At 61.3% G+C, this 13983-nt stretch carries 14 protein-coding genes; 7 read left to right on the top strand and 7 right to left on the bottom strand.

Features of this window, described 5'->3' with window-relative positions:
- Position 1: 1 nt before the first annotated feature.
- From QN224_RS20260 to QN224_RS20290, 7 genes are all read right to left on the bottom strand, one after another.
- Positions 2-1930, bottom strand: a complete 1929-nt coding sequence (locus QN224_RS20260; RefSeq protein WP_283978117.1) for a glycoside hydrolase family 127 protein — start codon at positions 1928-1930, stop codon at positions 2-4.
- A gap of 22 nt (positions 1931-1952) precedes the next feature.
- The gene (locus QN224_RS20265) at positions 1953-2816 is read right to left on the bottom strand and encodes a carbohydrate ABC transporter permease (protein WP_283978307.1); all 864 of its coding nucleotides are present in this window, start codon (positions 2814-2816) and stop codon (positions 1953-1955) included.
- An 11-nt stretch (positions 2817-2827) separates the two neighbouring features.
- A complete protein-coding gene (locus QN224_RS20270) occupies positions 2828-3745 on the bottom strand; it encodes a sugar ABC transporter permease (RefSeq protein WP_283978118.1) in 918 nt (305 codons plus the stop codon).
- Between the two features lie 69 nt (positions 3746-3814).
- Positions 3815-5053 carry a sugar ABC transporter substrate-binding protein gene (locus QN224_RS20275; RefSeq protein WP_283978119.1) on the bottom strand — a complete coding sequence of 413 codons (1239 nt, stop codon included), beginning with the start codon at positions 5051-5053 and terminating at the stop codon, positions 3815-3817.
- 39 nt (positions 5054-5092) lie between these two features.
- Positions 5093-6109 (bottom strand): LacI family DNA-binding transcriptional regulator, encoded by a 1017-nt coding sequence (locus QN224_RS20280; protein ID WP_210267582.1) that lies wholly within the window; start codon positions 6107-6109, stop codon positions 5093-5095.
- A gap of 71 nt (positions 6110-6180) precedes the next feature.
- The gene (locus QN224_RS20285; protein WP_283978121.1) at positions 6181-6864 is read right to left on the bottom strand and encodes a DUF6064 family protein; all 684 of its coding nucleotides are present in this window, start codon (positions 6862-6864) and stop codon (positions 6181-6183) included.
- A gap of 50 nt (positions 6865-6914) precedes the next feature.
- On the bottom strand, positions 6915-7832 hold the full coding sequence (locus QN224_RS20290) for an aldo/keto reductase (RefSeq protein ID WP_283978122.1): 918 nt from the start codon (positions 7830-7832) through the stop codon (positions 6915-6917).
- Positions 7833-8162: 330 nt separating this feature from the next.
- Between QN224_RS20290 and QN224_RS20295 the strand changes: the two genes are divergently transcribed.
- The 7 genes from QN224_RS20295 to QN224_RS20325 form a co-directional block, all read left to right on the top strand.
- Positions 8163-9062 carry a DUF930 domain-containing protein gene (locus QN224_RS20295; RefSeq protein WP_283978123.1) on the top strand — a complete coding sequence of 300 codons (900 nt, stop codon included), beginning with the start codon at positions 8163-8165 and terminating at the stop codon, positions 9060-9062.
- 276 nt (positions 9063-9338) lie between these two features.
- The gene (locus QN224_RS20300) at positions 9339-10397 is read left to right on the top strand and encodes an extracellular solute-binding protein (protein ID WP_283978124.1); all 1059 of its coding nucleotides are present in this window, start codon (positions 9339-9341) and stop codon (positions 10395-10397) included.
- The gene (locus tag QN224_RS20305) at positions 10304-10600 is read left to right on the top strand and encodes a hypothetical protein (protein ID WP_283978125.1); all 297 of its coding nucleotides are present in this window, start codon (positions 10304-10306) and stop codon (positions 10598-10600) included. Before QN224_RS20300 ends, QN224_RS20305 begins: the two co-directional genes overlap by 94 nt.
- Positions 10601-10699: 99 nt before the next feature.
- Positions 10700-11626, top strand: a complete 927-nt coding sequence (locus tag QN224_RS20310; protein ID WP_283978126.1) for a sugar ABC transporter permease — start codon at positions 10700-10702, stop codon at positions 11624-11626.
- Positions 11626-12498, top strand: a complete 873-nt coding sequence (locus QN224_RS20315; RefSeq protein WP_173513433.1) for a carbohydrate ABC transporter permease — start codon at positions 11626-11628, stop codon at positions 12496-12498. The genes QN224_RS20310 and QN224_RS20315 overlap by 1 nt, the downstream gene beginning before the upstream one ends.
- A 3-nt stretch (positions 12499-12501) precedes the next feature.
- Positions 12502-13563, top strand: a complete 1062-nt coding sequence (locus QN224_RS20320) for a sn-glycerol-3-phosphate ABC transporter ATP-binding protein UgpC (protein WP_283978127.1) — start codon at positions 12502-12504, stop codon at positions 13561-13563.
- Positions 13556-13983: SUMF1/EgtB/PvdO family nonheme iron enzyme (locus QN224_RS20325; RefSeq protein ID WP_283978308.1), on the top strand; the 428-nt coding region annotated here is incomplete at its 3' end. The genes QN224_RS20320 and QN224_RS20325, both read left to right, overlap by 8 nt.

Below are 13983 nucleotides of genomic sequence, written 5' to 3' on the forward strand. Positions count from 1 at the left end.
TTCACCGCCCCAATTCACCGGCGCGAATCCAGACGAGCATCTCGCCGGGCGTGCGGTTGTCCCAGAGATGATAGGGAACGAAACGGGCGGTCGCCTGGTTCATCTTCGGTGGCGTCGTGCGATAGAGCGTGCGCCCCCAGTCATCCGCTTCATCGCGGGCGACGGGAATGTCGAGCGCGACTGCCCCTTGCAACTCAGCGATTTCTGCAGTCTTCGCCTTCGAGACATCGGAACCAAGCACGATCCCGTTCAAGCCCGCGCCGTTGTCGGTTGCCTCTGCGCAGTAAACGAGCGGCCCGCGCATGAGCGCGACGCGCCCCGTATCCTGCCGCACCTGCGGGTTTGCCCAGAGTGCGCGAGGAGCCAGCGGAACATCGAGCTCGACACGGTCGCCGCTTCGCCATTCACGGTCGATGCGCGCGTAGCCGTCGATTGTCACCCCCGAGAGATCGATCGCCTCGCCGTTCAGTTTCAACGCTGTGCCCTCCGCCCATTCGGGAATGCGCAGCGACAGGGAGAACCGGACCGGATCCCGCGTCGTGACGTCGAAGCGGATGGCCCCCTCCCAGGGATAACGGGTCTTCTGCGCCAGCCCGACCTCCTTTCCGCGGATTTCGAAGCGGCCCTTGCTCTCGCCGTAAAGATGGACGGCGATTTCGTCGTCTGCCACGGCGTACATATAGGAGCCGATGGAGGCGAGCAGGCGCGAGATGTTCGGCGGGCAGCAGGGGCAATGATGCCAGGTCCAGCGATGGTGCTTGCCCGCGCTTTCAAGCGGGTTCTCGTAGAAGAAAGTTTTCCCGTCGAGCGAAAGACCAGCCATGGCGCCGTTGTAAAGCGCCTGCTCCATGATGTCGGCATAGCGCCGGTTCGGGCCGCGCCCGAGCATGCGGCTTGCCCAGAAGACGAGGCCGACGGAGGCGCAGGTTTCGGCATAGGCGCTTTCGTTCGGCAGGTCGTAATAGTCCGTAAAGCCTTCGTTCGACGCCGCCGGTCCGATGCCGCCGGTGACATACATCTGCTTGGTCGTCAGGTCGTCCCAAAGGAGTTCGAGTGCCGCGGTAAGGCTGTCGTCGTTATATTCGGTCGCGATATCCGCCATGCCGGAGTAGAGATACATGGCGCGCACGGCATGGCCGACAACCTTCTTCTGCTCCCGCACCGGCAGATGCGCCTGATTGTATTCGTAGGTCTTCTGAATGAACTGCTTTGGATCGCGGCCATCGCGGATCGCTTCCTCGGTGAAGAAGTGAGGCTCTCTGCCGCGCTCGTCGATGAAGAACTTGGCGAGATCGAGATATTTCTTCTCGCCGGTGACACGCGCAAGCTTTACCAGCGCGAGCTCGATTTCTTCATGGCCGCAATAGCCCGGCAATTGCCCTTCGCCATGGCCGAAGACCTTGATCATATAGTCGGCAAAGCGGCACATGACGTCGAGCAGCTTGCGCTTTCCCGTCGCCTGGTAATAGGCGACGGCGCCCTCGATCAGGTGGCCGGCGCAGTAGAGCTCGTGGTGATCACGGAGATTGGTCCAGCGCCGGCCGGGCTGGACCCGCTGGAACCAGGCGTTCAGGTAACCGTCCTTGTCCTGCAGCTTTTCATACATCTCGACGATCGCATCGACACGCGCCTCGAGCCTGGAATTGGGCTTCCGGTAGAGCGAATAGGCAATGGTCTCGATCGATTTTCCGAGATCGCTGTCCCAGAACATCTGCGTCGAGCCCGACCAGGCCTGCAGCGGAATGACGATGCCGGGGCTCGGCTGGTCGACGTCAATGGCCCTGAGCATGCCGGCCTCGACGCAGCGGTCGAGCAGGACTTCGGCGGTGGATTCGCAGATCGCGTCCTGGCGGTCGCCGAAAAGCCCGTGCACTTCAACGTTCGGAACAGGGAGTGGGCGGAACTGGCGATCGTGTCGGGGTTTGTTCATGGCTTCATCCGTTTCTTGGAGTTCATTTCACCGCGCCGGCCATCAGCCCGCGCATGTAGTAGCGTTGCAGAAGCAGGAAGACGACGAGACAGGGCAGGGTCATGACGGCGACACCGGCCTGAACCGCGCCCCAGTTGACCGCGCCGAGGCGGCCGGCGCGCACCGCCATCATCAACACCGGGAGCGTGTATTTCTCGTTGCTGGACAAGAGCACGAGTGCGGCCAGGAATTCGTTCCACGCATTGAGGAAGGCGAAGATCGCGACCGTCGCGATGCCGGGCAACACCAGCGGCATCAGCACCCGGAAGAGCAGCTTCAGGTCTCGGGCGCCATCGATGCGGGCTGCCTCCTCGATCTCCTTCGGCACCGCATCGAAGGCGTTGCGCATCATGAAGACAGAAAAGGGAAGTTGCAGCGTCACATAGACGAGCGTCAGTCCGAAAAGCGAGTTGTTGAGTCCGAGCTTGGCGAGGATGATGAAGAGCGGTGTCAGGATCGACTGGAACGGGATCATCAGCGTGGCGATGATCAGCACGAACAGCACGTTCTTCAACGGAAAGCGGTAGCGCGAGAAGCCGTAGCCCGCGAGCACACTGACGGCGACGGTCAGCGCAACGGTTGCGAGCGACACGAGCAGTGAATTGAAGGTGTGCTGCCACACACCGGCGCCGAAGGTGTCGAGCGAGCGGTAGGAATCAAGACTGATGCCGTTCACCGGCCATGGCGGCAGCGGCGGAAGACGCGCCTCTGTGCCGTGTCGAAACGATGCAAGCAGCGTGATGACGAAGGGCGCCAGGAAGAAAAGCGCGATCGCCACGCCGGTTGCATGATAGGCCGATCCTGCACGGAAGGCCCTGCGCGCGCGACGCCGGCTGGAGAGGCTCATGCTGGAAGAGTTCACGGCCGTTCCTCGCCGACGCGAAGCAGCCGCAATTGCATGACGCTGATAACCACCAGGATGGCGAGGAGCGCGATCGAGAGCGCCGCGCCGTAGCCGAGATTGAAGGACACGAAGGACTGGTTGAAGATGTAGTAGACGACGGAGATCATACGGTTTTGCGGCCCGCCGCTCGTCATGATGTAGAACTGGTCGAAGGCAAGGATCGAGCCTGTCACTGAAATGATCAGCGCAAGCGCGATCGTTCTGCGCATCAGCGGCAAGGTCAGGTATCGGAAGCGCTGCCATGAACCGGCGCCATCGATGCGGGCGGCCTCTGTCAATTCGGACGGAATTGCCTGCAGACCCGTGAGCAGGATGATCATGGTGAAACCGGCGATCTTCCAGACGACCATGACGATGATCGTGAAGAAGGCGCTATCGAAAGTCGCAAGCAGGTTGGGGCTCTTCTCGACGAGCCCGAGCGCCCTCAGGGCAGGGCCGATGAAGCCGCTGTCGACGTTCGCGAGCCAGACCCAGAGCAACGACGCCGAGGCGAGCCCGACGACGACGGGCAGGAAGATGATGGTGCGGTAGGCGCCGACGAAGCGTCGGTGCTTCTCGACAAAGATCGCCAGCGGGAAGGCGACGGCGAAGATCGCGATCGTCACGATCACCGTGTAGTAGGTGGTGAAGCGCAGTGCCGAGACGAAGCGCGCGTCGTTCGCCATGCGGAAATAGTTGTTGAAGCCGATCCAGCGCCGCGAACCGAGCAGCGGCCAGTTGTGCAGGCTCATCCACCCAGTAAACAGCACCGGCACGACGAAGAAGACGATGACGAGGGCCATCGCCGGGGCGATGTAAAGAAGGCCGCGCCACTGCGAGTGGCGCCGTCTTCTGCGCACGGGCAATGCTTTTCCTGGGCCAGGGCCGGCCATCGCAAATTCTCCGCCTGTTCAAGAAAGAGGGGTCGCAGGACTGCCTCCGACCCCGGTTCCACTTTGCGATCACTGGCCGGTGTCGATGATCGACTGCATTTCCGACTGGGCGTTCGAGAATGCCCCGTCGACATCGTCGCCATAGATTGCCGCATTGGTGAAGGTCGCCCACGGACCGTTGGCGCTGTTGATCAGATCGTTGAATTGCAGCGTGTAGGGCGTCTTGGCGACTTCGATCGCTTTGATGCCCACCTGCATGCGCGGATCGAGACCTTCAAGCACCTTGTCGGCGATATCGCCGCGGGTCGGCAGGCTGCCGTATTTCGCCATGATCCTCTGGCCGTCCATCGAATAGGTGTATTCGAGGAATTCCTTCACCGCGTCGATCTTCTTCGTGCCTTTGGTGATGACGAAGTTGTCGCCGCCGGCAAAGGATGACGTCCCGCCGTTGACGCCGGGGATCAATGTCACGCCGAAGTTGATGTCGGGGTGTTCGGTCACCAGCGTGCCGATGGCGAAGGCGCCAAGGCTTTGCTGGCCGATCTTGCCGTTTGTGAAGGTCAGGAAGTTTGCGCCGTTGTCGCTGGCCGCGCTCGCCGGCACGAGGTCCTTCTTGACCATCGAACGATAGATATCGACCGCCTTGCGCATTTCCGGCGTGTCGAGCGTTGCGATCTTGCCGTCGGCGGAAAGAATGTCGGCGCCCGAACCCCAGACGAGCGGGGTGAATGTGAAGATCATGCAGCCGCCGCAGCCGCCGCCGGAGAAGTAGAAGCCGTAGATATCGTCACCGAGCGCGCGGATCTTCTCTGCATTGGCTTCGATCTCCTCCCAGTTTGCTGGCGCCTTCTCCGGGTCGAGGCCGGCCTTTTTGTAGAGGTCCTTGTTCCAGGCGAAGATCGAGGTCTCGACGGAAAGCGGCAGACCGTAGATGCGATCCTGGTAAGTTCCAAGCTGGACGTGCGACGGCGAGAGTGAATTGAAGTAGGGCAGTGCCTTCGCCCAGTCGGTCAGGTCCTCGAGCTGACCGGCGGCGGCAAAGGCCGGCGTGTAGATAAGGTCGAGCGAAAGGGCGTCCGGGGTCTGTCCGCCCGCGATCGCGGTCGCATATTTCTGCACCAGTTCGGAGAACGGCACTTCGGTCATGGCGACCTGGTTCTCGTGACTGGCATTGTAGGCCTCGACGACCTTCTTGAAGGACTCGCCGATGCCTGAGCGAACCCACATTTCGATCTTCTCGGCGGCCGACGCACCGGACGCCAGGCACAAGGTAATGATGCTCGTTGCTGCCAATAGACGCTTGATCATGGCACTCCTCCCGTTGTGGCGCCTCCTCGCGCCGTTTCGTTATTCCGTGGGGCTCATGCCCCCGCATGATTGCCGGACAACCAGCCGGCAGGGCAATTTCCTCACGCCGGGCTCGACGGGTCTTCCTTCGGCGAGCGCAAGCACCGTGAGGCCGGCTTCCCGGCCGAGTTCCTTCAACCCCATGTCGATCGACGTCAGTGGCGGCCGCGTTTGTGCCGCCAGGATCTCCCAGTTGTCGAAACCGACCACCGACACATCTTCCGGAACCCTGACGCCGCGCTCGCGCAATGCGTCGACCACGCCGCGGGCGATCTGGTCGTTGCCGCAGAAGATGGCATCGGGCTTCTCGCCGGGCCGATCCCAGATCGACCCGACAGCTTCATGGCCCCAGCTTTCCGCCCAGATACCGTAGAGGACCGGCTCGGCATCGCCGGCCACTTCGCGGTAGGCGCTGGCGCGCTCCCGGACCGAGAAGAAATCCTCAGGTCCCGTGATATGCGCGATCCGGCGGCGCCCTAGCTTTGCCAGCCATTCAACCGCAAGACGCGCGCCCTGCGCATCGTCCGACCGCAGCGTCACGCTGTTTTCGCTTCCTTCGGTAAAGGCATAGACGACCGGTACCGGCAGGCTCGACAGATCGACGGGCAAGCGCCGATCCAGGCGCTTACCGGAGGCGATGATGCCGTCGACCTGCTTGTCGAGCATGGCGTCGACATGGATCTGCCCCAGCGCCGGATCGTCTTCGATGGCGCACAGGAATACCGACACACCGTGATCGACCAGCGCTTCGGAAATTCCTGCCATGACCGGCAAGGTGAAACGTCCGTAGGTATCGTTCGTCAGAAGCCCGATGGTGAAGCTGCGCTTGCTGAGCAGCCCGCGCGCAAGAGCATTCGGCCGGAAGCCGATTTCCCCGGCGATGCGCTTCACCCTCTCGCGCGTCTCGGCACCCATGCGTCCGGTGTTGTTCAACGCCTTCGAGGCCGTTGAAATACTGACGCCTGCCGCCGCAGCCACGTCATGAATGGTCACGCGTTTGTTGGCCGGACTATCCAGAGAACCCTCCCGTGTTTGAGAAGAGAAAACCTTTTCTCATGCAGTCTGTCAACAGAAAAAAGGTTTTCTCATTAATGGCGGGCCGATCGCGCTCGTGACCGTGCCGAGATCAGCAAGAAGGCCGCGACAAGGACGATCGAAGCTGCCGGCACCGCCGCGCCGCGATCCTCCATCGCCAGCAGGGTCAGGCCGCTGAACGCGCACCACAGGAGCGGGACCGGCAGAAGCAGCCAGAGACGTTTTCCCCTGATCGCCAGCACGGCGCCAAGCGTCGTGATCGCGGTCGGATCGGGCATCAAACCGAAGGTTTCGGCGGCGGCCAGCGAGCGCGTCGCCAGCAAGGGAAGAAACGGGTGAACCAACAGACCGAAGAGGACGAGAAACATCCCGCCGTAGCGGCGCCATCGGCTCGCGGACAGGACGTTATTGCTGGCGCGCAAGCTGAGAAGCGCCAGAAGCCCGGCCTGGAGAATGAATGCTATCGCTGCGTAGGTCGCGCCCCAGTTTATGGTTGCATAGCGAAGCCAAAGGAACTGCCATGCGCAAAAAGCCCAGGCCGCGGCAAATACCGGCAGAAGCGCAATCCGCGCATAGCGTACATGCATGGCTGCGAGAACCATGATCGCCAGCGTACCGGTCACGAAGACGAGCTGAAGTGGCCAGAAGTCCTGGTTATAACGCTCGACAAGGCGCAAATAGACGCGCGGAGAGAACATCAGGAAATCGGCAGGCGTGTAGGTCCACCAATCCGACATCCGCCGACCTCACCACGCATCCGTTCGATAGCATTGGACGAGGCCGGCGTTCACAACGCCTCCACATAGTCGAGCATGCGACGCCGGATCGCCTCGTCAGGCAGGACGCCGCCGCCCGCTTCAAGATTCTCGCGCACGTGGTCGACGCGCGTCGTCGCCGGTATGGCACAGGTCACCGCCGGATGCGAGACGATGAACTTGAGCAGGAACTGCGCCCAGCTCCGCGCGCCCGTCTCGGCAAGCCATTCGGGCAATGGTTCGTCATCGACTTGGCGGATCAGGCTGCCCTGGCGGAATGGGCGGTTGACGATGACCGCGATGCCCTTCTCCTGCGCCAGCGGCAAAATGCGCTCCTCCGCCTCGCGGTCGAGGATATTGTAGGTGACCTGAACGAAATCGATCGGCTGGCTCTCCATGATGCGCGTGATTTCCCGATGCCTTCGCCCTTCCGAAGTGGTGATGCCGACGTAGCGCAACTGCGCTTTCGCTTTCATGTCGAACAGCATCGGCAGATGCTCTTCCCACGAAACGAGATTGTGGACCTGCATGAGATCGAACCTCTTTACGCCCCAATAGGCACGGGAGGCTTCGATCTGCTCCGCCCCGCTTGCCGGATCTGAAATCCAGACCTTCTCGGCTGAAAACAGGCGATCGGGGTATTTTAGCTTTTGCAAGCCGTAGCCGATGGTCGGCTGCGAGGAGCCGTACATGGGGGAGGAATCGATCATGCGCCCGCCGCCATCGAAGAAGGCCGCCATCACGGCAGCGCACTCGTCCTGAAGCACCGGATCGTCGCCGACATTGAAGGTGATCCACGTACCGAGTCCTATCACCGGTATTTCCTCGCCGCTCGAAGGGATCGCCCTGCGGGTGACGCCTGCGACTTGGGCAGGGGCGGGTTGCCCTATCAGCGGCAGGGACACGCCCAATGCAAATCCCTGAAGGACGCTTCGTCGTGTGAACCTCATCGAGGCACCTCCTTTCCGCGCTCGGCAAGGGGACAAAAGCATAAAGATTATACTCGTCAGATCCGGCGAGATCATGGACCGCTGCGGCTGAGGCCAGAAACCACGAAGTCGTGAAGAGAGGGGCAACGGCTGGAAACACGGAAGGCGCTTCGGGACTTTCAGCTTGTTCAAAGCAATTCGAGTCCTTATTTGACGTTGACCGTCATCGGCTGGAGCGTCATGGGGCAGAAACTGCTTCGTCATGCGATCTGGCTTCCGCCCGTGCAGCCCACTGTCTTTTGAGCAATGCAACAGTTCGTCAAGGCGCCGAAGAGAGAGATCGGATGGGGCATGCCGACGTCGGTTGCCCTGCATCTGGCGCTTGCGTTCTTGTTGCTTTTTCGGTTGCCCGAAGCACCGGCGGAGCCCGAGAAGGAGCAGAGCGTCAACGTAGAGCTTGTTCCGCCACCGCGCCCGAAAGCGAAAGAAAAGCCGCCCGCAGACCCGGCCAAATCAGGCGCCAAACTATCAGCCTCACGGCCGCAGGCGTTCGAATCCGCTTCAGCGCGCGCCGATGTAAACGAAGCACGGCAACTGCCGCCGAAGCAGGGCGACACGCAAGACGCTCCGAAAGCCGTCGAACAGTCGAAGCCAAGGACATCCACGACAGAGACTGCATCGCGCGAAATGCCCGAAACCAGACCGGCGCCTCAGCTCTTGGCGACGCGGCAACCCGACGCAGCCAGCGGGCAAAGCGAGACGGAAGCAGCGTCCCTTGAAAGCGTGCCGGTCCCCGCGCAAAGGCCGCTGCAGGAACAAGGCGAGAAGCAAAAGACCGCGGATCCGGCGGGCGCCAATACCGACCAGAAATCCGGCGAGCTCGTTCCGGCGAAGGAACTCTTCTCGCCGAACGCGCTTTCGAACCCGCGCGTCAAGCAGGCGCTGGGGAAGCTCCCCGTCAAGAAACGCATAGTGCAGATCTGCAGCATCGAGGCACTGGAGCAGGTGCGCAGCCAAAGACCGGGTGCCTTTCCGGACATGCTCGTTCCCTATGGTCCGACAGGTGGGATTATTTCGACTTCGGCGCTCACCGCCCGGGGTGGCGCCTACCGCAGCAAGGCGAACTGGTACAACGTCGACTTCAAATGTGAAGTCGACGCCGATGCGACGGCGGTGGTCTCCTTCAGCTTTGCAATCGGCGGCGCGGTGCCGAAAAGCGAATGGGACGCGCGCCAGTTGCCGCTGAATTGAAGTGGCGCGAAGAGATCCCTGCCGTCTGAGCTCCGAAACAAGTTCGCTGGTGAATGCCAGGACTTCATCTAAGCTATCACTAATGAAGCGCTTATGAGGAAGGCGCGCAGTGTGATAGGATTGATCTTTGGGAGCAATTCCGGCTCGGGGAGACGTTGGATAAAGTTTCAGTTGCCATAACCCGTGTCGAGTCAGCGTCTCCGCCATGCCGGATAGGGTGAGGTCCTCCTTCGAAAAAGCGGCCTCTGAATAATAACTCGGAATGGGAGGTGTATGATGGTTCGTAAACTGTTTCTCACCTTGGCTGCCGCGGCGTCCGCCCTCGCGATCAGCGGAGCCGCATGGGCCGATATCACTATCCTTGTGCCGTCGGGCAGTGAAGGCGACGGCCTCAGAGCTGCGGCGGCGGATTACGCGAAGATGAAGGGCACGAAGGTTGAGACCGTGCAGGCGCCCTATGCCAACGTCTTCGAGCAAGGTGCCAATGCCGGCGCCACCAAGTCCGGCATCTTCGACATCGTCCTGATGGACGATCCGTGGATTCCGTTCTTTGCCGAGAACGGGCATCTGGAGGACTTGACGCCCTTCTTCAAGAACGCCGGGTTGGAAGGACCCGACAACGATTTCCTGTCGAAGTCGCTCGCAATCTGCCGCAACCCGTACAATTCCGGGCCTTATGTCTGCCTGCCCTATGTCGGAAATGCGCAGATGTTCTTCTATGATGCCGCCAAGTACAAGGAGGCCGGCGTCGATGCCCCGAAAACTTGGGACGACGTGCTGAAGGCGAGCAAGACGCTGACGGAAGGCGGCGGCGGCCGCTATTTCGGCTACGTCTTCCGCGGCGGTCAGGGCAATCCCGTCGTAGCCGATTTCATGCCGATCTTCTGGTCCTATGGCGCCGATCTTTTCAATGCCGATCGCACCAAGGTCACGATCGACACGCCGGAAGGTGCTGCCGCCATGAAGATGTTCATGGCGCTACGCGATGTCTCGCCGAAAGGAGTGGAGAGCTACAACGCGAACGAGGTCGGCACGGCACTCGCCGCGGGCACGTCCGCTTCGTCGATCAACTGGCCGAACTGGGTCGCGACCTTCGAGGATCCGAGCCAGTCGAAAATGGTCGGCAAGATTTCCTATGGCCCCATCCCGGCTGGAACAAAGCCGGGCAGCTCGGAAATCGGCCACTGGACCATGGGCATCATGTCGGCGTCGAAGAACACAAGCAGGAGGCCTTCGACTTCATGCTCTGGGCGACGTCGCCTGAGCAGATCAAGATCTCCGCCGAGCGCGGCAATCCACCGGTCCGGGCCTCAGTCTTCACCGATCCGGAACTGACCAAACAGGAGAAGTTCCGGCATTATCCGGTGCTGATGGAGGCGATCCAGGCTTCGACCCCGCGTCCGCGCCATCCGAAATGGCCGGAGATAGAAAATGCCTTCGGCATAGAGCTTTCCAAGGCCGTTGCCGGCACGATTACGCCGGAGGAGGCGCTGAAGAACGCGCAGGCGGCGGTCGAGCAGATCACCGGCCTAAAATAACCGGCAATCCTTTGTGGACGGGGCGTTTAAGCCCCGTTCCCATCAGGGGATGACGACCGCCTTGATCAAGAGGTGAGACGAGGTCTGCGGGAGAGACCGATGTTGAAATCCGCAAACGACGGTACGTTGACTGCGCAGTCTCCGCCGGGCGGCCCCCTGGAGCGGTGGGCGGAGCGCCATCTGCGCTACCTGATGCTTGCGCCGACCGTTCTGACATTGTTGGCGCTGACGATCTTTCCAAGCCTCTACATGTTCTACGCAGGGGTTCACAAGATCAGCCCGAACCCTGATCTGGCGTGGGAGTTCGTCGGTCCGGGCAATTTTGCGCGGCTTCTGTCAGACGCACAGTTTCACGTCGCGCTCCGCAACACGGTCGTCTTTACCGTCGTGGCGGTGGCGGTCGAGTTTCTCCTCGGTCTCGGCCTGGCCTTGCTCCTCGACAAATTCATTCGTCGGCTGACGTTTCTGAAAACCGTGCTGATGATCCCGATGATGCTGCCGCCGATCGCGGTCGCCATCACCTGGAAACTGATCTACGAGCCTCAATTCGGCGTGCTAAACGAAATCATGTACCGCCTCGGTCTTCCCCTGCAGGCGTGGGCGGGCGACGTGAACCTCGCGATGTTTTCGATCATCGTTGCGGACGTCTGGCAGTGGACACCCTTCATATTCCTATTGATGCTGGCGGGCCTCGCAAGTCTGCCGGTGGAACCCTACGAGGCGGCAGCACTCGACGGCGCCTCGTCCTGGCGGCAATTCTGGGATCTGACGCTGCCCTTCCTGAAGCCGGTCATCGCCATCGCGCTGCTGCTGCGGGTCATGGACGCGCTGCGTCTCTTCGATCTGGTTTTCATCCTGACCGGCGGCGGCCCAGCCGATCGCACCAAGGTGTTGAGTCTTTACATCTATCAGGTCGCTTATCGTTTCGCCGACCCTGGCTATGCGGCGGCGATATCGCTGTTCGTCCTGTTCGTGACGATCATTCTCAGCACCTGGTTCATGAAACGCATGCGGCTGGCGGATTGATGACGATGACCACCAGAACCCTCCATAGACGCAGCCGCACGAGGGAGGTGATCACCCGCCTGGCGGCCTACCTGGCGATCCTCGTTGCACTGATCCTCACGCTTTTTCCGATCTACTGGATTGCCGCCAATTCATTCAAGTTCGATATCGACATTTTCGCCGTGCCGCCGGAATGGCTGCCGCGGAACCCGACACTGAAGCACTATGACGAAGCGTTTATCCAGCGTCCTTTCCTGCGCTACGCATTGAACAGCTTCCTCGTCGCAGTCGGGACGACGACCGTTTCCGTGGTTTTCGGCACCATGGCGGGGTATGCGCTGGCACGGTTCAATTATCCGTGGCAGTGGCGCAAGCAGATTTCGTTCTGGATCCTGTCGACACGCATGATGCCGCCGATCGTCAGCATCATTCCGCTCTATCTGTTCTTCAACTATTTCGACATGCTGAACACGAAGTCGGCACTCGTCATTGCCTACACCGCCTTCAACCTGCCGTTCGCGACCTGGATGATGAAGAGCTATTTCCAGGACCTTCCGGTCGAACTGGAGGAGGCCGCGGTCGTCGACGGCGACACGCGCTGGGGCGCCTTCCTGCATGTGGCCTTGCCGCTCGCCAGACCTGGGCTCGCTGCAACCGCCATCTTCTGCCTGATCATCTCGTGGAACGAGTTCCTGCTGTCCCTCATCATCACGTTGACCGAGCAGTCGCAGACGCTGCCGATCGGCATTGCCGGGCGGGTGACGCAGTACAATACCTATTGGGGCGAGATCAGCGCGGCCGGATTCATGGCATGTGTGCCAATCGTCATCTTCGCTTTCATCGTCCAGAAGCATCTCGTCCGGGGGCTTTCCCTTGGGGCTGTCAAGGGTTGAGCCATGGCGTCCGTCACGTTCAAGAACGTCTCGAAGAAGTTCGGCGAATTCGTAGCGATCACAGACTTCAACCTCGATATCAAGGACAAGGAATTCCTCGTCCTGCTCGGACCTTCCGGTTGCGGCAAGACGACGACCATGCGCATGGTCGCGGGGCTCGAGGAGGCGACGTCCGGCGACATCTACATCGACGCGGACCGCATCAATGGCGTGCTGCCCAAATATCGCGACGTGGCGATGGTCTTCCAGTCCTATGCGCTCTATCCCCATCTGACCGTCGAGCAGAATATCGGCTATCCGCTGAAGATCCGCAAAGTGCCACCTGCCGAGAGCAGGCAGCGGATCGTCGAGGTGGCGCGGCGCGTCGAACTGGACAGCCTGTTGTCCCGTCTTCCGAAGGAGCTTTCCGGCGGCCAGCGACAGCGCGTGGCGCTCGCCCGTGCGATCGTGCGCACGCCGCGCGTCTTCCTGATGGACGAGCCGCTCTCCAATCTCGATGCCAAGCTCCGCACCCAGATGCGCGCGGAACTGAAGCATCTTCAGCATGAACTGCAGGTTACAACGATCTACGTCACTCATGACCAGATCGAGGCGATGACGCTCGCTGACCGGGTCGCGGTGATGAACAAGGGCGTGATCGAACAGCTCGGAACGCCGCGGGAAATCTACAACGATCCGCGCACGCTCTTCGTTGCCGGCTTTATCGGTTCGCCATCGATGAACCTCATTCCCGGCGAGGTGAGGGATGGCGTGTTTGCGAGTGCTGGTCTCCGGGTCGGCGGGCTCGGCCGGCTCAGCGTCTCCCATGCCGTTCTCGGCGTCCGCCCGGAGGACGTCCACGCGGCCCGGGTCGACGATCCCGACGTCAACCTGGTTGCGCCGATCTATTCGGTCGAACTTACCGGCGACAGCACGCTCGTCAGCCTGCGGCTCGCTGCTCGACTTATGACGCTTAGGGCCGACAAGAATTTCACCGGTCAGATCGACCAGCGGATCGGCGTCAAGGTTGCGACGGATCGCGTATTTCTGTTCGACGGGGAGACACAATCCCGTGTCGATGTCTAACCTTTGCGCCGCGACCATCATCATCGCCATGACGTCCCCCGCGGCTGCGGCCGATAGAGGCCCGATTAATGGCAATCCGTTGATCGAGATCCCCGCCGGCCCGTTTGTCTTCGGTCGCGACGACGGTCCCGAAAACGAGCGCCCGCGCCGGGTAATCGAGGGAATGGCATTCTCCATCAACCGCACCGAGATCACGAACCGGCAATACCGCCGCTTCGTCGAGGCGACCGGGCATCGCTCGGCCTTCTATGCAAATCACCCGGTTCTCGGTCTGGACGACAGGCCGGTGGTCGGCGTGAGCTGGGAAGACGCCGTGGCCTTTTGCCGTCACTACGGCCTCTCGCTGCCGTCGGAGCAGCAATACGAAAGGGCTGCGCGGGGAACGAAGGGGGCGCCATTTCCCTGGAGTGAGCGGGCCGG

The organism is Sinorhizobium sp. 7-81 (genome assembly GCF_030124405.1).
GTDB lineage: Bacteria > Pseudomonadota > Alphaproteobacteria > Rhizobiales > Rhizobiaceae > Sinorhizobium > Sinorhizobium psoraleae.

Coding starts and splice junctions, on each gene's coding strand:
- QN224_RS20295 (WP_283978123.1), top strand. CDS start 8,163: ATGCCGACGTCGGTTGCCCTGCATCTGGCGCTTGCGTTCTTGTTGCTT.
- QN224_RS20285 (WP_283978121.1), bottom strand. CDS start 6,864: ATGTCGGATTGGTGGACCTACACGCCTGCCGATTTCCTGATGTTCTCT.
- QN224_RS20275 (WP_283978119.1), bottom strand. CDS start 5,053: ATGATCAAGCGTCTATTGGCAGCAACGAGCATCATTACCTTGTGCCTG.
- QN224_RS20320 (WP_283978127.1), top strand. CDS start 12,502: ATGGCGTCCGTCACGTTCAAGAACGTCTCGAAGAAGTTCGGCGAATTC.
- QN224_RS20270 (WP_283978118.1), bottom strand. CDS start 3,745: ATGGCCGGCCCTGGCCCAGGAAAAGCATTGCCCGTGCGCAGAAGACGG.
- QN224_RS20315 (WP_173513433.1), top strand. CDS start 11,626: ATGACGATGACCACCAGAACCCTCCATAGACGCAGCCGCACGAGGGAG.
- QN224_RS20300 (WP_283978124.1), top strand. CDS start 9,339: ATGGTTCGTAAACTGTTTCTCACCTTGGCTGCCGCGGCGTCCGCCCTC.
- QN224_RS20265 (WP_283978307.1), bottom strand. CDS start 2,816: ATGAGCCTCTCCAGCCGGCGTCGCGCGCGCAGGGCCTTCCGTGCAGGA.
- QN224_RS20305 (WP_283978125.1), top strand. CDS start 10,304: ATGCTCTGGGCGACGTCGCCTGAGCAGATCAAGATCTCCGCCGAGCGC.
- QN224_RS20260 (WP_283978117.1), bottom strand. CDS start 1,930: ATGAACAAACCCCGACACGATCGCCAGTTCCGCCCACTCCCTGTTCCG.
- QN224_RS20310 (WP_283978126.1), top strand. CDS start 10,700: ATGTTGAAATCCGCAAACGACGGTACGTTGACTGCGCAGTCTCCGCCG.
- QN224_RS20290 (WP_283978122.1), bottom strand. CDS start 7,832: ATGAGGTTCACACGACGAAGCGTCCTTCAGGGATTTGCATTGGGCGTG.